The 15811-nt window shown below is 62.8% G+C and carries 16 protein-coding genes; 10 read left to right on the forward strand and 6 right to left on the reverse strand.

The window, feature by feature from the left end:
• Nucleotides 1-21 precede the first annotated feature (21 nt).
• Nucleotides 22-303: a hypothetical protein gene (locus AC0L2H_RS19255; RefSeq protein ID WP_473591695.1), complete on the reverse strand. Its 282-nt coding sequence runs from the start codon at nucleotides 301-303 to the stop codon at nucleotides 22-24.
• Nucleotides 304-548: 245 nt separating this feature from the next.
• On the opposite strand from AC0L2H_RS19255, the gene AC0L2H_RS19260 reads away from it, so the two are divergent.
• The 8 genes from AC0L2H_RS19260 to AC0L2H_RS19295 all read left to right on the forward strand — a co-directional run bounded on the left by AC0L2H_RS19260 (nucleotide 549) and on the right by AC0L2H_RS19295 (nucleotide 9126).
• The gene (locus tag AC0L2H_RS19260; protein WP_473591696.1) at nucleotides 549-1292 is read left to right on the forward strand and encodes a competence/damage-inducible protein A; all 744 of its coding nucleotides are present in this window, start codon (nucleotides 549-551) and stop codon (nucleotides 1290-1292) included.
• A gap of 80 nt (nucleotides 1293-1372) precedes the next feature.
• Nucleotides 1373-2206 (forward strand): universal stress protein, encoded by an 834-nt coding sequence (locus AC0L2H_RS19265; protein WP_473591697.1) that lies wholly within the window; start codon nucleotides 1373-1375, stop codon nucleotides 2204-2206.
• A gap of 114 nt (nucleotides 2207-2320) precedes the next feature.
• Entirely contained in the window at nucleotides 2321-2821 is a 501-nt protein-coding gene (gpt, locus tag AC0L2H_RS19270) for a xanthine phosphoribosyltransferase (RefSeq protein WP_006200882.1), read from the forward strand.
• A 207-nt stretch (nucleotides 2822-3028) separates the two neighbouring features.
• On the forward strand, nucleotides 3029-3517 hold the full coding sequence (locus AC0L2H_RS19275; RefSeq protein WP_473591698.1) for an NUDIX hydrolase: 489 nt from the start codon (nucleotides 3029-3031) through the stop codon (nucleotides 3515-3517).
• Nucleotides 3518-4140: 623 nt separating this feature from the next.
• On the forward strand, nucleotides 4141-7908 hold the full coding sequence (locus AC0L2H_RS19280; RefSeq protein ID WP_473591699.1) for a vitamin B12-dependent ribonucleotide reductase: 3768 nt from the start codon (nucleotides 4141-4143) through the stop codon (nucleotides 7906-7908).
• Nucleotides 7909-7914: 6 nt separating this feature from the next.
• A complete protein-coding gene (locus tag AC0L2H_RS19285; RefSeq protein ID WP_097575231.1) occupies nucleotides 7915-8118 on the forward strand; it encodes a type II toxin-antitoxin system HicA family toxin in 204 nt (67 codons plus the stop codon).
• A gap of 1 nt (nucleotide 8119) precedes the next feature.
• Nucleotides 8120-8326 carry a type II toxin-antitoxin system HicB family antitoxin gene (locus tag AC0L2H_RS19290; RefSeq protein WP_024504399.1) on the forward strand — a complete coding sequence of 69 codons (207 nt, stop codon included), beginning with the start codon at nucleotides 8120-8122 and terminating at the stop codon, nucleotides 8324-8326.
• Nucleotides 8327-8673: 347 nt separating this feature from the next.
• The gene (locus AC0L2H_RS19295) at nucleotides 8674-9126 is read left to right on the forward strand and encodes a pyridoxamine 5'-phosphate oxidase family protein (RefSeq protein WP_473591700.1); all 453 of its coding nucleotides are present in this window, start codon (nucleotides 8674-8676) and stop codon (nucleotides 9124-9126) included.
• 147 nt (nucleotides 9127-9273) lie between these two features.
• On the opposite strand, the gene AC0L2H_RS19300 is transcribed toward AC0L2H_RS19295, so the two are convergent.
• The 3 genes from AC0L2H_RS19300 to AC0L2H_RS19310 form a co-directional block, all read right to left on the reverse strand.
• A complete protein-coding gene (locus AC0L2H_RS19300; protein WP_473591701.1) occupies nucleotides 9274-10353 on the reverse strand; it encodes a glycoside hydrolase family 25 protein in 1080 nt (359 codons plus the stop codon).
• Nucleotides 10354-10543: 190 nt separating this feature from the next.
• The gene (locus AC0L2H_RS19305; RefSeq protein ID WP_473591702.1) at nucleotides 10544-10756 is read right to left on the reverse strand and encodes a hypothetical protein; all 213 of its coding nucleotides are present in this window, start codon (nucleotides 10754-10756) and stop codon (nucleotides 10544-10546) included.
• Between the two features lie 122 nt (nucleotides 10757-10878).
• The gene (locus AC0L2H_RS19310; RefSeq protein WP_473591703.1) at nucleotides 10879-11277 is read right to left on the reverse strand and encodes a GFA family protein; all 399 of its coding nucleotides are present in this window, start codon (nucleotides 11275-11277) and stop codon (nucleotides 10879-10881) included.
• Between the two features lie 186 nt (nucleotides 11278-11463).
• Between AC0L2H_RS19310 and AC0L2H_RS19315 the strand changes: the two genes are divergently transcribed.
• Entirely contained in the window at nucleotides 11464-12492 is a 1029-nt protein-coding gene (locus tag AC0L2H_RS19315; RefSeq protein WP_473591704.1) for an isopenicillin N synthase family dioxygenase, read from the forward strand.
• A gap of 69 nt (nucleotides 12493-12561) precedes the next feature.
• Here the strand turns inward: AC0L2H_RS19315 and AC0L2H_RS19320 are convergent, their stop codons facing one another.
• Nucleotides 12562-13518: an alpha/beta fold hydrolase gene (locus AC0L2H_RS19320; RefSeq protein ID WP_473591705.1), complete on the reverse strand. Its 957-nt coding sequence runs from the start codon at nucleotides 13516-13518 to the stop codon at nucleotides 12562-12564.
• A 247-nt stretch (nucleotides 13519-13765) separates the two neighbouring features.
• Nucleotides 13766-14014 carry a ParB N-terminal domain-containing protein gene (locus AC0L2H_RS19325; RefSeq protein ID WP_352481155.1) on the reverse strand — a complete coding sequence of 83 codons (249 nt, stop codon included), beginning with the start codon at nucleotides 14012-14014 and terminating at the stop codon, nucleotides 13766-13768.
• A gap of 156 nt (nucleotides 14015-14170) precedes the next feature.
• On the opposite strand from AC0L2H_RS19325, the gene AC0L2H_RS19330 reads away from it, so the two are divergent.
• Entirely contained in the window at nucleotides 14171-15811 is a 1641-nt protein-coding gene (locus AC0L2H_RS19330; protein WP_473591706.1) for a N,N-dimethylformamidase beta subunit family domain-containing protein, read from the forward strand.

Consider the following 15811-nt stretch of genomic DNA (forward strand, 5'->3'; position numbering starts at 1 on the left):
CACCCTGCCGGCCGGCAGCAGTTATTTGCCGCAGTACTGATCGTTGACATTCTGCCCGGCATTGGCGTCGGGTCCGGGCGTATTCGAAGCGCAAGGTCCAACCGGCCCGGGATTGCCTTGGGTGCTGAGGCCCGAGGTTCCGCTAGAGATGCTGCCGGTGGTATTGGGATCGACGGTCGTCCGTTCATTGCCGTAGATTGGACGATGACGGGTGTCGGAGGTGTATACGTCAGAGGATTGCGCCATCGCCGAACTGGCGATGCCAACCGCAAAAACCGAGGCAGCAAGAATTTTCGTAATCATTGAGGGTTCTCCATTTAGGGGGATTTCAGACGTCGCGGATCCGCGACGGGGCTAAAACCCATGGGCCGGATGGAGGGTTCCATTACAAAACGTTAAGGTGTGCAGGTTTGGACACCTTTGCGTGAGGCAAGCGTGAGGTCCGGCAGATGGCGGACCATTGCCGCCGGCCGTCGAGCGCGCTATTTCAGGCGACCCCATTCGTCCAAGGCGCGCTGACCGCCCTACGCGACCCCCGGAGCCTTCCCATGCCTGAAATCGTCACCGCCGCCATGCTCGTCATCGGCGACGAGATTCTGTCCGGCCGCACCAAGGACAGGAACATCGGCCACCTCGCCGACATCATGACTGCAATCGGCATCGACCTGAAGGAAGTGCGCATCGTGCCCGACGAGGAAGAAGAGATCGTCGCGGCGGTGAATGCCGTGCGGGTGCGCTACACCTACGTCTTCACGACCGGCGGCATCGGCCCGACGCATGACGACATCACCGCGGACTCGATCTCCAAGGCCTTCGGCGTGCCGTGCGAATACGACGCCAAGGCCTATGCCATGCTGGAAGCGAGCTATGCCGCGCGCGGCATCGAATACACCGAGGCGCGCAAGCGCATGGCGCGCATGCCGCGCGGCGCCGACCATATCGACAATCCTGTCTCCATCGCGCCGGGATTTCGCATCGGCAATGTCCATGTCATGGCCGGCGTGCCGGCGATTTTCCAAGCGATGCTCGACAATGTCGTGCCGACGCTGAAAGCCGGCACGAAAATGCTGTCGGCCACCGTGCATTGTCCGTTCGGCGAAGGCCTGATCGGCGGACCGCTCGCCGACATCCAAAAGGCCCATCCCGATACGATCATCGGCTCCTACCCGAAATATGGCGACGGCAAGTTCTGGACCGAACTGGTCGTTCGCGCCCGCAGCCAGGAGGCATTGGACGCCGCCCGCGCCGATGTCGAGGCAATGGTCGCGGGCTTTGCCAGCACAGCCAGTTGATCAGCCAGGATCGGAACCAAGCATGGTGCTATAACGTTTCCCGCCGGCGGGTTCCAATCGCCGTAAAATGAGGGATTACCATGCGATTCAAGACCATCGTCGCGATACTGCAGAACGAGCAGGACGCGGAGCGCGTGCTCGATTGCGCCATTCCGCTCTCAGCCAGGTTCCAGAGCCATCTCATCGGCATTCATGCCGAAGCGCTTCCCGTCCCCTACACATCGGCCACCGGGTTTCCCGACACGGAGTTCCTGCAGGTTTCTGCCGACATGAACAAGGAACGCGCCGACAAGTTGCAGGCGCTGTTCCTCAAGCGCATCGAGGATTCCGGCCTGTCGTTCGAGTGGCACAGTCTCGAGAGTTTTTCAGGCGACAGCGCGCTGACCGGGATTTCCAGCGTGCGCACCTGCGATCTGGTCATTGCCGCGCAACGCGAGTCGGACGGCGATGCAAGCGCCGATGTCGATACGCTGGTCTATGACGCCGGACGGCCGGTGCTGGTCGTGCCGCATTCAGGCCCGCTCGTCACCAGCTTCAAGCATGTGCTGCTCGCCTGGAACGGCAGCAAGGAGGCCGCGCGCGCCGCCTTCGACGCCTTGCCCTTCATCATCGAGGCCGAAAAGACGGATATCGTGGTCATCGATCCGCCGGACACGCTCGAGGAAAACCCGGAAGCCGCCGGCGCCGAAATCGCCGCGGCGCTGTCCAGGCACGGCGCCACCGTCAGCGTATCGGTGCTGCAGTCGGGCGGCACCTCGGTCGATGACGTGATCCAGACCAGGATTGCCGAAACCGGCGCGGATCTGGTCGTGCTCGGCGCCTACAGCCACTCCTGGCTGCGCCAGCTTCTGTTCGGCGGCGTTACCCGCACGGTGCTGCGAACAGCGCAGGTGGCCGCCTTCCTGTCGCGGTAAGTCCACAGGCAGGCTTGCCGCCACCCTTGCCAAGGCCAAGGCTTTCCAGTTAATTCCGCGCGCATTCCCTCAAGTGTCTGCGCGCGATTTCGCGCGCTGCGGAGTGCGCGAAAAATGTCCCTTCCCGAAAAGGCCTTCCCTGTCTCCTGGGATCAGTTCCATCGCGACGCGCGCGCCCTTGCCTGGCGGCTTGCCGGGGCCAACAAAGGCCAGTGGAAGGCGATCGTCTGCATTACGCGCGGCGGCCTGGTTCCGGCCGCCATCATCTCGCGCGAACTCGGCATAAGGGTCATCGAGACGGTCTGCGTCGCCTCTTATCACGACTACACCAGTCAAGGGCAGTTGCAGGTGCTGAAGGAGATCACGCCGGCGCTGCTCGCCGATGACGGCGCCGGCGTGCTGATCATCGACGACCTCACCGATACCGGCAAGACGGCGGGCATCGTGCGCGCCATGATGCCCAAGGCGCATTTCGCCACCGTCTACGCCAAGCCGAAAGGCAGGCCGCTGGTCGATACCTTTGTCACCGAAGTCAGCCAGGATACCTGGATCTATTTTCCCTGGGACATGGGCTTCACCTACCAGAAGCCTATTGCCGACGACCACGCCGGCTGATTGCCGCAAAGCACGACGCGAAGAGACCAAGATCTTGGAGCATACTTTGTGCGTCCAAGCGGACGCATGTCGCTCTAACGTATGAAATCCGCGCTTATTGTCGTATTTTAGCCAATTCATATGAAGTTTTTTACTCTTATCTGCTTATATTGGCTGTAGAATTCGTGGGGTACCGAATGATTCTAGGGGCTGGGGCAAGCTTCTCCAATGTTGACGAGACCAACGACGCATAACCATCTGGCTACACGGGTCCGGCGACTTTTTGGCACGGCGCCGTGCCGCCTGCAGGTTGCAGCGCTGCCGTGGCGCGACATCGGAGACAGTGTCGAGATCATGCTGATCACCAGCCGCGACACCGGCCGCTGGGTACTGCCCAAGGGCTGGCCCGAGGCCAAGGAGCCGCTTTGCGAGGCGGCGGCGCGCGAAGCCGGCGAGGAAGCCGGGTTGCGTGGCACAATCTCCCACATCGAGGTCGGCCGCTACTTCTATGCCAAGGCACTGGCCTCCGGAGAGGAAGTGCCTTGCGAAGTCCTGGTGTTTCCGCTGCAGGTAGACAAGATCGCCGACCGGTGGAAGGAAAAACGCGCGCGCACCCGCAAATGGGTCACCTCCACCGAGGCCGTGCACATGGTCAACGAGCCGGACCTTTGCGAGATTATCGCTGATTTCTGCTCCAACCCGCGCGGATCCTCCTGAGCGGGACAGCGTTTCGCAGGCCGAAGCCGCGGCGCCTTCCACAAGGGCAAATCCAATCCCCGGTGGCCCTTTCTATCCCCGTTATCCACATGTGTGACACACAAGATGTTGGGGTCACAAAAGCTACGCAAACGAATCCTTGACGGCGCAAAACGAGTCGCCTTTTATAGGCCATGCGTTCCTGTTGAGAGCGCGACCGGAAAGTTCTGAGCCCGGTCTTTTTCCCGGATTTTGTGCGTTTTGCCCGCATTTCCGCCCGTTTACGAGGCCGGCGGAAGCGTTGGGACTGATGGGGCTTGGGGAGACGAAAGGGAGAATTGTCGGACTGGAATAAATTGTCTGTTAACACTATATTTAGTGTTTGCAGGTAGGTTCGACGCTAGATACTGTGGACTTCCCCTCGATTGAGGGAGTCGAAAAAGTTTCAGTTTTGAGGGACCCACAGGGTTCGCCGGCACGTTGGATCAGGGACTTCGCAAGGAGTTTGGCCAGCAGAGCGGCGGAGGCTGTGAAAGAAGGGGTCGGCCGTTTTCGAACGCCGGCAGACGGCGGACATGCGCGTTTCGCATCGGGGGCAGAAATCCCCGGGAAAAGCGCTATATATAGACAAAGGAAAAGGGCCAATGCGCATCGAGCGTCGTTTCACCAAGCAGGGTCAATCAGCTTACGCGGAGATCGAATTCCGCAAGGCGCTTTCGGAGATCAAGAATCCGGATGGCTCGGTGGTGTTTCGCCTCGACAATATCGATGTGCCGGCGCAGTTCAGCCAGGTTGCCGCCGATATCCTGGCGCAAAAGTATTTCCGCAAGGCCGGCGTGCCCGCGCGCCTGAAGAAGGTCGAGGAGAACGACGTCCCCTCCTTCCTGTGGCGCTCCGTCGCCGACGAGGCGGAAATGGCCAAGCTGCCGGAGGCCGAGCGCTATGGTTCCGAGATCGACGCCCGCCAGGTCTTCGACCGGCTTGCCGGCACCTGGACCTATTGGGGCTGGAAGGGCGGCTACTTCAAGTCGGAGGAAGACGCCCGCGCCTTCCGCGACGAGCTTGCCTATATGCTGGCCACCCAGCGTGTCGCACCGAACTCGCCGCAATGGTTCAACACCGGCCTGCACTGGGCCTATGGCATCGACGGCCCGAGCCAGGGCCACTTCTATGTCGACCCCTTCACCGGCAAGCTGACCAAGTCGAAGTCGTCCTACGAGCATCCGCAGCCGCATGCCTGCTTCATTCAGGGCGTGCAGGACGATCTCGTCAATGAGGGCGGCATCATGGATCTGTGGGTGCGCGAGGCGCGCCTGTTCAAATACGGCTCCGGCACCGGCTCCAACTTCTCGTTCCTGCGCGGCGAAGGCGAAAAACTGTCCGGCGGCGGCCGCTCGTCCGGCCTGATGAGCTTCCTCAAGATCGGCGACCGCGCGGCGGGCGCCATCAAGTCGGGCGGCACGACGCGCCGCGCCGCGAAAATGGTCATTGTCGACGCCGACCATCCCGATATCGAGGAATTCATCGACTGGAAGGTCAATGAGGAGCAGAAGGTCGCTTCGCTGGTCACCGGCTCCAAGATCGTCAAGAAGCATCTCGAAGCGATCATGAAGGCCTGCATCAACTGCGAAGGCCAGGACGACGACTGCTTCGATCCGGCGATCAACACCGCGCTGAAGCGCGAGATCAAGCTGGCCAAGAAGGACGCAGTGCCGGAGAACTACATCTACCGGGTCATCCAGTTCGCCAAGCAGGGCTACACCTCGATGTCGTTCAAGACCTACGACACCGACTGGGATTCCGATGCCTATCTCACCGTTTCGGGCCAGAACTCCAACAATTCGGTGTCGCTGAAGGACAATTTCCTGCGCGCCGTAGAGCAGGACGCCGACTGGCACCTCACCGCCCGCAAGGACGGCAAGGTGCTGAAGACGCTGAAGGCCAGGGATCTCTGGGAAAAGATCGGCTATGCCGCCTGGGCATCGGCCGACCCGGGCCTGCATTTCAACACGACGATGAACGACTGGCACACCTGCGCTTCGGCCGGTGCGATCCGAGCGTCCAATCCGTGCTCGGAATACATGTTCCTCGACGACACGGCCTGCAACCTCGCTTCGATCAACCTGCTGCCCTACCGCAATGCCGACGGCACCATCGACATCGCCGCTTACGAGCACACGGTTCGGCTGTGGACCATCGTGCTGGAAATCTCTGTCATGATGGCGCAGTTCCCGTCGAAGGAGATCGCCAAGCTTTCCTACGAATACCGCACGCTCGGCCTCGGCTACGCCAATATTGGCGGCCTGCTGATGACCTCGGGCATTCCCTATGACTCGGACGAGGGCCGCGCCATCTGCGCCGCGCTCACCGCAATCATGACCGGCACCGCCTATGCCACCTCGGCCGAAATGGCATCCGAGCTCGGCGCCTTCCCCGACTATGACCGCAACGCGCAGAACATGCTGCGCGTCATGCGCAACCATCGCCGCGCTGCCTACGGAGACAGAGACGGCTACGAGAAGCTTGCCGTCAATCCGGTGCCGCTGGTCGCCTCCGACCTCAAGCAGCCGGCGCTTGCCGAGCATGCGAAGGCTGCCTGGGACCGCGCCATCGAGCTCGGCGAGGAGCATGGCTACCGCAATGCGCAGGCGACCGTGATCGCGCCGACCGGCACGATCGGCCTGGTCATGGATTGCGACACCACCGGCATCGAGCCCGATTTCGCGCTGGTGAAGTTCAAGAAGCTCGCCGGCGGCGGCTATTTCAAGATCATCAACCGCGCCGTGCCGGAAGCGCTGCGCACGCTGGGCTATTCCGAAAGCCAGATCGCCGAGATCGAGGCCTATGCGGTCGGCCACGGCAACCTCAACCAGGCGCCCGGCATCAACCCCGGCTCGCTCAAGGCGAAGGGCTTCACCGACGACAAGATCGCCGCGCTCAACGCCGCCTTGAAGTCGGCCTTCGACATCAAGTTCGTCTTCAACCAGTGGACGCTGGGCGCCGACTGGGTGAAGGAGAATTTTGGCTTCACCGACGAGCAGCTCAACGATTTCTCGTTCGAGATCCTGCCGGCGCTGGGCTTCTCCAGGAAGGACATCGAGGCCGCCAACATCCATGTCTGCGGCGCGATGACGCTGGAAGGCGCGCCGTTCCTGAAGGCGGAGCACCTGGCGGTGTTCGACTGCGCCAGCCCGTGCGGCAAGATCGGCAAGCGTTCGCTGTCGATCAACAGCCACATCATGATGATGGCGGCGGCGCAGCCCTTCATCTCGGGCGCCATCTCCAAGACCATCAATATGCCCAACGACGCGACGGTGGAAGACGCCAAGGGCGCCTACATGCTGTCGTGGAAGCTGGCGCTGAAGGCCAACGCGCTCTATCGCGACGGCTCGAAGCTGTCGCAGCCGCTCAATGCCTCGCTGCTCGCCGATGGCGAGGAGGACGAGGACGACGCAGTCGAGCAGCTGATCGCCGCACCGGCGGCGCAGCGCGCCGTGCAGGTGACGGAAAAGATCGTCGAGCGCGTGGTGGAGCGTCTCTACCGCGACCGCGAAAAGCTGCCGAACCGCCGCAAGGGCTACACCCAGAAGGCGGTCGTCGGTGGCCACAAGGTCTATCTCAGGACCGGCGAATTCGATGACGGCCGCATCGGCGAGATCTTCATCGACATGCACAAGGAAGGCGCCGCCTTCCGCGCGATGATGAACAACTTCGCCATCGCCATTTCGCTCGGCCTGCAATATGGCGTGCCGCTCGACGAATATGTCGAGGCCTTCACCTTCACCAAGTTCGAGCCGGCCGGCATGGTGCAGGGCAATGACGCGATCAAGAACGCCACGTCGATCCTCGACTATGTGTTCCGCGAGCTTGCCGTGTCCTATCTCGGCCGTCACGACCTCGCCCATGTCGACCAGTCGGATTTCGACAAGACCGCACTTGGGCGCGGCATCACCGAAGGCAAGACGACGCCCTTCTCCAAGGGGCTCTACCGCGGCGCTTCGCCGGTGAAGCTGGTATCGGGCACCGAACAGCCCAAAGGCTTTGCCTCAGGCGGGTCCGGAACCCCTGCCCGTGCCGCACCAACCGCCTTCTCCGGCTCCAACGTGCTGGCGCTGAAGCCGGCCAGCGACGAAGCCATCGCCTACAAGCGCGACTATGAGGAGCGGGCGAAGGAGCTGGTTGAGGACATCGTCTACGAGGAGCAGGCCGAAGAGGCTTCGGGCGAGCTGTTCACCGATGCCGCCGCGCAGGAAGCCGCCGAGGCGAAGGCGCTTGCCGCGACCAGGCGTCAGCAATCGCTGATGCAGGGCTACACCGGCAACGAATGCTCGGAATGCCACAACTTCACCATGGTGCGGAACGGCACCTGCGAGAAGTGCGACACCTGCGGCTCGACGAGCGGGTGCAGCTGAGGACTGATGCCACCTCGGCTTACGGTTCGCGAAGTCATTCGCCTGCTGGAGGCCGACGGCTGGTATCTGGTTGCAACCAAGGGCAGCCATCGCCAATATAAGCATGAAATCAAAGCCGGCCGCGTTACCGTGGCCGGCAAGCCGTCTGAAGAGGTTGCACCGGGAACACTGAACAGCATCCTCAAGCAGTCCGGTTTAAAGGAGCGATGACATGCGTTACGCAGTGGTGATTGAAAAAGCCGGAAACAATTTTTCTGCTTACGTGCCGGATCTACCCGGCTGCATCGCGACCGGTGCGACGGTCCCTGAAGTCGAAACTGAAATTCGCGACGCCATACGTTTTCATATCGAAGGCCTGCGCGCCGACGGGCTGGATGTGCCCAAAGGCGTCAGCTTGGCGGAATATGTAGAGGCGTAAAGGTCCCGCCTTCCCTTCTCCCCTTGTAGGCAAGCAGCGCTCTCCCTGCTCCGCCTCAGCACCATCTGCCGACTGCCACCCGCCCACGCGCCAAGCGCGTTCATCGCCATGGAACACGTGTAGATGATGGGCCACTGGCCGTAATGGCGTTCCAGCTTGTGTCGGCAGCGCGCCAGTTCTTCATGAACCTCGGACCGTGATGGTCGACCTCCGGGCTGCAGGTTTTAGCCCTTGACGCGGACGGCAGCGCGCGACGCTCGGCCGCTTCTTTCCGCCATTTGATGTGCGTCAAGGCCAGTCCATCCAGACCTCCCTATCGTCCCCAGCAACGACTCGGGAGACAATCGATGAACGCGGAGATCAAAGACAAGATCCAGGCGCTTCTTGACCGGCATCGGATCATGACGGTCGCCACCCTGAGGCCGGACGGCTGGCCGCAGGCGACGACCGTTGGCTACGCCAATGACGGCCTTTCCCTCTACTTCCTGTGCGGCCTCGACAGCCAGAAGGCGGCGAATCTGGCGCGGGACGACCGCTTGTCGCTGACAATCGACCACGACGCGCCTCAGGTGATGGAGATCACCGGCCTTTCCATGGCCGGACGCGCGCAGCCGGTCACCGACAGGGAAGAGGCCGAGAAGGTTCTGAGGCTGCTGCCGACGAAATATCCGCCGCAGGCCTCGATGCCCTTCGCGATGCCGTCCCCCGACCAGGTCCGCATCTTCCGCGTGGTGCCTTCCGTCATCTCCGTGCTCGACTACTCGAAGGGTTTCGGCCACACCGATCTCGTCAATTGCTGAGCGTCTCCCCTCGGTAGATCGGGTTATCCGGCCGGAGAAGATCGTTCGGTTCGATAGCGGCACACGCAGCGTCCGCTCGTCGAACAGCGGCTCATCTTGGTCGACGCGGACGAACAGCAGCTTGCACACCCGCCGGCCGGGACCAGCCTATTCCAATGCCACCATCTCCCGGCTGCCGCCGGCCCATGCCCGCCAGGCGCGTTCGTCGCCGTGGAAAACGTTGAGGTCGATGCGGCCTCTTACGCCGTGCGACAGGCCGGAGCCGGAATATTGCCAGAACAGCCATTTGCGGCCGGGATAGACCTTTGACGGGTGCTGCGCCACGGCGCGCAGCCAGAATGGGTAATCAGGGAAGGCGCCACGCAGATTGTCGCGGTAGAAGTCGGGCGCGGTGTAGATGATGGGGCGCTGGCCGTAATGGCGCTCGAGCTTGTCCATGAACACCTGCATCTTCTCCAGCACCGTTGCGCGCGACGGCCGCCGCTTGCAGGAAGAATCGCCGTTCCACTCGACGTCAATCACCGGCGGCAGCGCGCCTTCGACCCTCGGCACGTTGCGGATAAACCAATCGGCCTGTTCGCCTGCCGTGCGGCACCAGTAGAAAAAGTGATAGGCGCCGCGCTTCAAACCGGCGGCGTCGGCGTTGCGCCAGTTCTTCATGAACATTGGATCGAGATGGTCGCCACCATCGGTCGCCTTGATGTAGGCGAAGTTGGCGCCCTGGGCGCGCAGCTTGTTCCAGTTGACGTTGCCCTGCCAGCGCGAAACGTCCACGCCGTGGACGGCAAGATGCCGTGGCGACGCCCCGCGGCCGAAATTGATCGGCTTGGCGTCGCGAAAGCCATAGCGGGTGACCGGCGAGGCAAGCATGGCGGGCGCGGCGCGTGACAGGCGTTTTGGCTGCGATATCAGGGCCGCTGGCTCGACCGGAGGTTCGGCGCTGTCGGGCAATTCAGGAAACGCCACCGTTTCCTCCTCCGCCAAGCCAAAGGGCCGATCGCTCTCGGCAACCGCTTCGGATCTCATGGGGGCTTCGGATTTCATCGGCGCGAGGCCGGCGGTCGGCGCCCCAGCTGCTTTCACGTAGGCGACCGGCGCGCTCGGCCGCGGCACCGAGCTCGTCGTCTCGTTCGACGGTATCTGCAGGGCATCGACGCCCGCCGTCGACGAACAGCCGGCGAGCCAAAGCGATGCGAGCGAGAAAATGACGACGCCTGGTAACCGCATCTGGACCTGTACGCAAAACACAACAGACCGAAGGCAAGCACACGCCGCCGGACAAACGAGTCCGGAGTACTAACGAGAAATTACCAACAAAGATTGAATCAAATTTTTACGACGTTTTTACCTGCCGGGGCGAAGCAGGACCGAATCGACGTCGCGGACACCAAACCCGATGGGAGTCAGGCGACGCACCTTACCGGCACAGCCACAGCTTCTGGCAGGCCCTGGCCACCATATGTGCCGGCGGCAGCTGAGGCCCGATGGCAGGCGCTTCCCCGGCCACCCGGCCACGGACGCGTTCGAGCAATATGCGCACCTGTTCGGGGCGCACGCGGTCACGCTGCATCACGAGCTGGACCATCGGATCGCTCAAGAGCTCGTCCAGTGTGTTGATTCTATCGTCCATCGATCGCCTCCTCGACTGCCGGCCCGCAGGCGATAGATAGGCAGGCAATGATGGCCCACCAATGACGCTTTGCCGGCTATCTCGTGGTTCTGGATTAATTTTTTGTGCAGGGAGGAAGACGATCAAGCGGGCGGCGGCGCGCCTTCATATTGCGGCAGGCCGTCATCGAGCCGCACCCAGGGCTGTTTCGAAGCGGTCCACATATGCATCTGCGGCCTGAACAGAGACGGATCGTCGAGCGAGCCTGTGGTAATGCCGATGATGCCGGCTGAATCGCGCCGGGAAAACATCGTCGTGCCGCAGCCCGCGCAGAAGCCGCGCTTGAGATCGGGCGAGGAATTCACTGTCGCCACCGGTCCCTCGACCGTCACATCGTCAATGCGGAACAGGATGCGTGCGTTGAAGGCGGCTCCGATCGCCTTCTGGCAGAGACCGCAATGGCAGACGCGCTCATTGATCGGCGCGGCCTCGGCGCGGTAGCGCACCGCGCCGCACAGGCATCCGCCCTGATATCTCGCCATCGCCCTGATCCATTGCCTGGAAACTCGCGGGCAAGGTAGCGACGGGCATGGCCCGGTCAATTGAAAAGCCCTGATGGCTCCATCTATCGCCGTGATGCAACCGCGAGCCGTTTTGGCCCAACGACACGGGATTGACAGGATGCCGGCCATTGCGCCTGCTTACGTCGGCAGATTGGGAGAGAGGCCATGGATATCGAAACCATCGGGATTGCGGCTCTGTTCGAGCCGCCCTCGCCCGTCCGCGACCATACCGACGCCAGGATTCTGGCCGCCGCCTCGGGCATCGGCTTCATGGCAATCAAGGATTTTCCCGGCGATGCATGGCTGACGCCCGAAAAGCGGGCGGAGCTGCTGCGCATCTTTGCCCTGCCCGATGCCGAGAAGCAGAAATTGCTGCGCTGGAATTTCGACCGCACGAAAAAGAACGTCTATCGCGGCTGGTTCCCGCTGCAGCCCACCGCCGTCTCGTACAAGGAAGGCATCGACATGGGGCCGGACCTTGCGCATCGGCAGGCTGCCGACGATCCCCAATCGGACGATCCCCTGCGCGAGCGGACGCCCCTACCCGCCGAGGAAGCATTGCCCGGCTGGCGCGATGCGGCCGCGAGCTATTACCGGGCCATGGAAGCGGTGGGCAACGCGCTGATGCGCTCGATCGCGCGCGGGCTCGGCCTGCCGGAAACGATCTTCGACGCCGATTTCCACGGCGGTATTTCGACCTTGCGGCTGATCCGCTATCCCCTGCGCGAGGCGAATGCCGGCATCGACACCAGCGGGCCGGAGTTTTCTGTGGTCCACAAGGGCGAGACGCGCAGCATCATCGGGCGCGAACATGCCGATTCCGGTTTCGTCACGCTGCTGGCGCAGGACGGCGTCGAGGGATTGCAAGCGAAAAACCTGGCGGGCGAATGGATCGACGTGCCGCCGGCCAACGGCACGCTGGCGGTCAATTTCGGCCAGTTGCTGGAGCGCTGGACAGGCGGTCGGGTCAGGGCGACCCGGCACCGGGTGATCGCGCCGAAAACCGCACGATATTCGATCCCGTTCTTCTACGAGCCGCGCGTCGACGCCGAGATCGCGCCGCTGCCGCTTGCCGGTGCTGAACCCTTCGAGCCGTTTCTCTATGGCGACTATCTCTGGGAGTCGGCGACGAATTTCGTCGAGATGGCGGGGATCAAACATCTGAGAGAGCCGCGCCGCGCCAAGGCTTGCTGAAGAAGATCGGCAGGCGCCACGAAAACTGCCGGCCATCTCCGGGACGGCCGGCAGGCAGATGTCAGACGGTTATTTCGTTTCGCTGACGACTTCGTCCCAGCTCTTCACCCTGGTCTCGCCATTGAGGAAAGGCAGCGCTGCCGCTGTCAGTTCAGGGGCGAAGAAGACGTCGTAGTGGGTGCGGTTGGGCAGGATGGCCAGCCGGTTCTGCGACAGGTTCTCGCGCATCCAGCCGGCGTCCTTCAACCCGCCGCCGAGCATCTGGTAGAACTTGATCTCGTGCTCGGGCCGGTACATGTCGCCGTCGCCATAGGCCAGCATCACCGGCATCTTCAGCTTGGCGACGTCGGCCGAATAATCATAGTCGTTGCGCATGAAGTTGCCGAGCGTGTCGAGCAGTTTCGGGAAATCCTGCGGGCGCGGCGCCACCGCAACATAGGATTTGTACATCGGCGTATCCTTCATGAAATCGGCCGCGGCGGCGCTGACCTGCGCCTGCTGGCCGCGCATCTCGGCATAGAAACCGTCGGCGGCATAGCCGGTCGAGACAAGAACCAGCCGGCGCACCGCTTCTGGATGCTGGACGGCCATGCGGAAGGCGACGCCGCCGCCCAGGGAATAGCCCATGACGTCGACATGATCGTAGCCGAGCGCCTTGACGATAGCGGCCATGTCGTCGCCCATCGCCTCCAGGGTGAACGGACGTTCGCCTAGCGCGGTGCGGCCATGCCCCTGCAGGTCGACCGCGATGATCGTGCGGTTCTCGGCGAGCTTGGGCAGGAGCGGCGCGAACATGTCCGATGTGCCGAGCCCGCCATGCAACAGAAGCAGCGGCTCGCCTTTGCCATAGACGGCGTAATAATAATCCAGGCCGTCGATCGGCAGCAGGCCGGACTTTTCCGGCTTGGGCATTGCGTTCGTCTCGGTGGTCATGGCGGGTTTAGTCTCCTGCGCGGTGGTGGCGCCCGGCGCGGCGAAGAGCGCCGCGGCCGAGGCGAGGATGGCGAAAAACATCGATCTGGACATTGCAATCTCCGGTCATGGCCGTTCAGGCCGCTTGCTTTCGGTTCCGCTTGAAAGACGGACGGGCAAAGCGCTGGCCGACACGGTTCGCGAAAAAATTTCAGCTTAGAGACCGTTTCGAAATTCGTTCTGGCGAGTCATATGGTGGTGGTTTCGAGAACCGGAGCGCAGCGGACGTTTGGGTCCGTGTGCACCGGAAGCGCAGAAAACGCCATCAGATGGCCGCCAAAGTAGAATTTCCAAACGGGTCTCAGTGGCGCTTGGCCTGGACGAGGTAGGCGTCGATCTCGGTCTCGCCGAGCCACTTCGCCGCTTCCAGCCGGTGCAGGCCCTCGACAAGGATATGGCGCTTGCCGTCGTGGCGGACCTGGATGGGCGTCTTCATGCCGTTCTCCAGAATGTCCTCGGCCAGATGCCGGACGGTTTCGGGATGCAGCGTCTTCTTGCGCGCCGTCGGCACATAGATGTCGTTCACCCTGACCTTTTGCACTCGCAGCATGACGTCTCCCGCGGCAGAGATTGCCGCTGCTCCCTGAGATAGTCCGTTTGACGAACGGGGCCAAGAGCGATGCGGCCGAATGCTGGCCCGATCGTTTCCATTTGACGCCCGGCTGGCGGATGGCCGAAATGGCGGCCTGCCACTTTCGCGGTGTTCATGACCCATCTGCCAACCGAATTTCCCGATTTCGGACTGACGCCGGAGCAACGCCGGCAGGCGGTGCGCACCCACTACTGGGAGCGGCCGGGCATGGATGGCGAGCGCGGCGAGATCTGGTGTTACACAGACCGCTTCTCATACCGCGCGGGCGAAACGGTGGCGCTGCATGTCAGCTCGACGGCCCCAATCTTTGGCATCGCCATTATCCGTGACGGCGGCAGTGAGACCAAGCTGTTCGAGAAAGCCGGCATCGCAGCGCACTGGCAGGACGCGCCGGACCAATGCTCGGTCGAAGGTTGCGGCTGGGAAGCATCGTTCGAATTCGGGATCGGCGACGACTGGCCGTCCGGTGCCTATCGCGTCACGCTGACGGCCGATGGACGCGACGGCCAGCCGATCCACTGCCACCATCTTTTCATCGTCGCTCCGCAGCTCGGCCAAAAGCCCGGCCGCGTGCTGCAGGTCGCGGCGACAGGTACATGGCTTGCCTACAACACCTGGGGTGGCTCCAATCATTATGAAGGCATCACCGGCGCAGGCCGCGACCAGTATGCGCGCATGGTGTCGACGCAGCGGCCATGGTGCCGCGGCTTCGTCGTGCTGCCCAAGGGCGCGCCGCGCGTGCCGCTCGAGGTTGCTGTGCCGCCCAGGACCGTGCCGCGCTATCCGCATATGGAATGGGCCTTCGCCACCGGCCATTCGAAGAAATACGCCTCCTCCGGCTGGGCGAGCTATGACAGCCATTTCTTCCGCTTTGCCGAGCGCTCGGGCTATGCCGTCGATCTCGCCAGCCAGCACGAATTGCATTTTTCGCCAGAAATCCTCGATGGCTACGACTGCGTCGTCTTCGTCGGCCATGACGAATACTGGACCTGGGAGATGCGCGACGCGGTCGACGCCTATGTCGAGCGTGGTGGCCATGCGGCGCGCTTTGCCGGCAATTTCATGTGGCAGACCAGGCTGGAGGACGAGGGCCGCCGTCAGGTCTGCTACAAATACCGCGCCCGCGCCGAGGACCCGGCCTATCGCGGCGGCGACGTCACCCGCGCCACCAATTCCTGGGAAGCGCCGGAGATCGGCCGGCCGGGTTCGGCGACCTTCGGGCTCAATGCGACCAGGGGCGTCTATGCCGGCTGGGGCGGCTGCGCGCCACGCGGCGTGCGTGGCTTCCCGGTCTATCGTCCCGAGCACTGGGCCTTCGCTGGCACCGGCATCTACTATGGCGACCTGCTCGGCGCCGACAGCCATGTCTATGGTTACGAGGTCGACGGGCTCGATTTCGAAATTCGCGGCGGCCTGCCCTATCCGACAGCCACAAGCGGCGCGCCTGACGGCCTGCAAGTGCTTGCCGTCGGCATGGCGAGCCAGGTCGAGGAAAGCGCCGACATCCCGCTCAAGGACCAGTTTCTCGGCGACGAGGACGGCCGCTTCACCGCGGAGACGCTGTTCGGTGAGGCTAGCGACGCCAATCTCGACAAGGTCAAGCGCGGCAACGGCATGATCGTCAATTTCGCGCGCGGCAAGGGCGAGGTTTTCCACGCCGGAAGCTGCGAATGGGTCGCCGGCCTGCTAAGGCAGGATGCGATGGTCGAGCGCGTGACGAAAAATGTTCTCGACCGCTATCTCGGAAAGTCCTGA

This window comes from Mesorhizobium sp. WSM4871, from assembly GCF_055811295.1.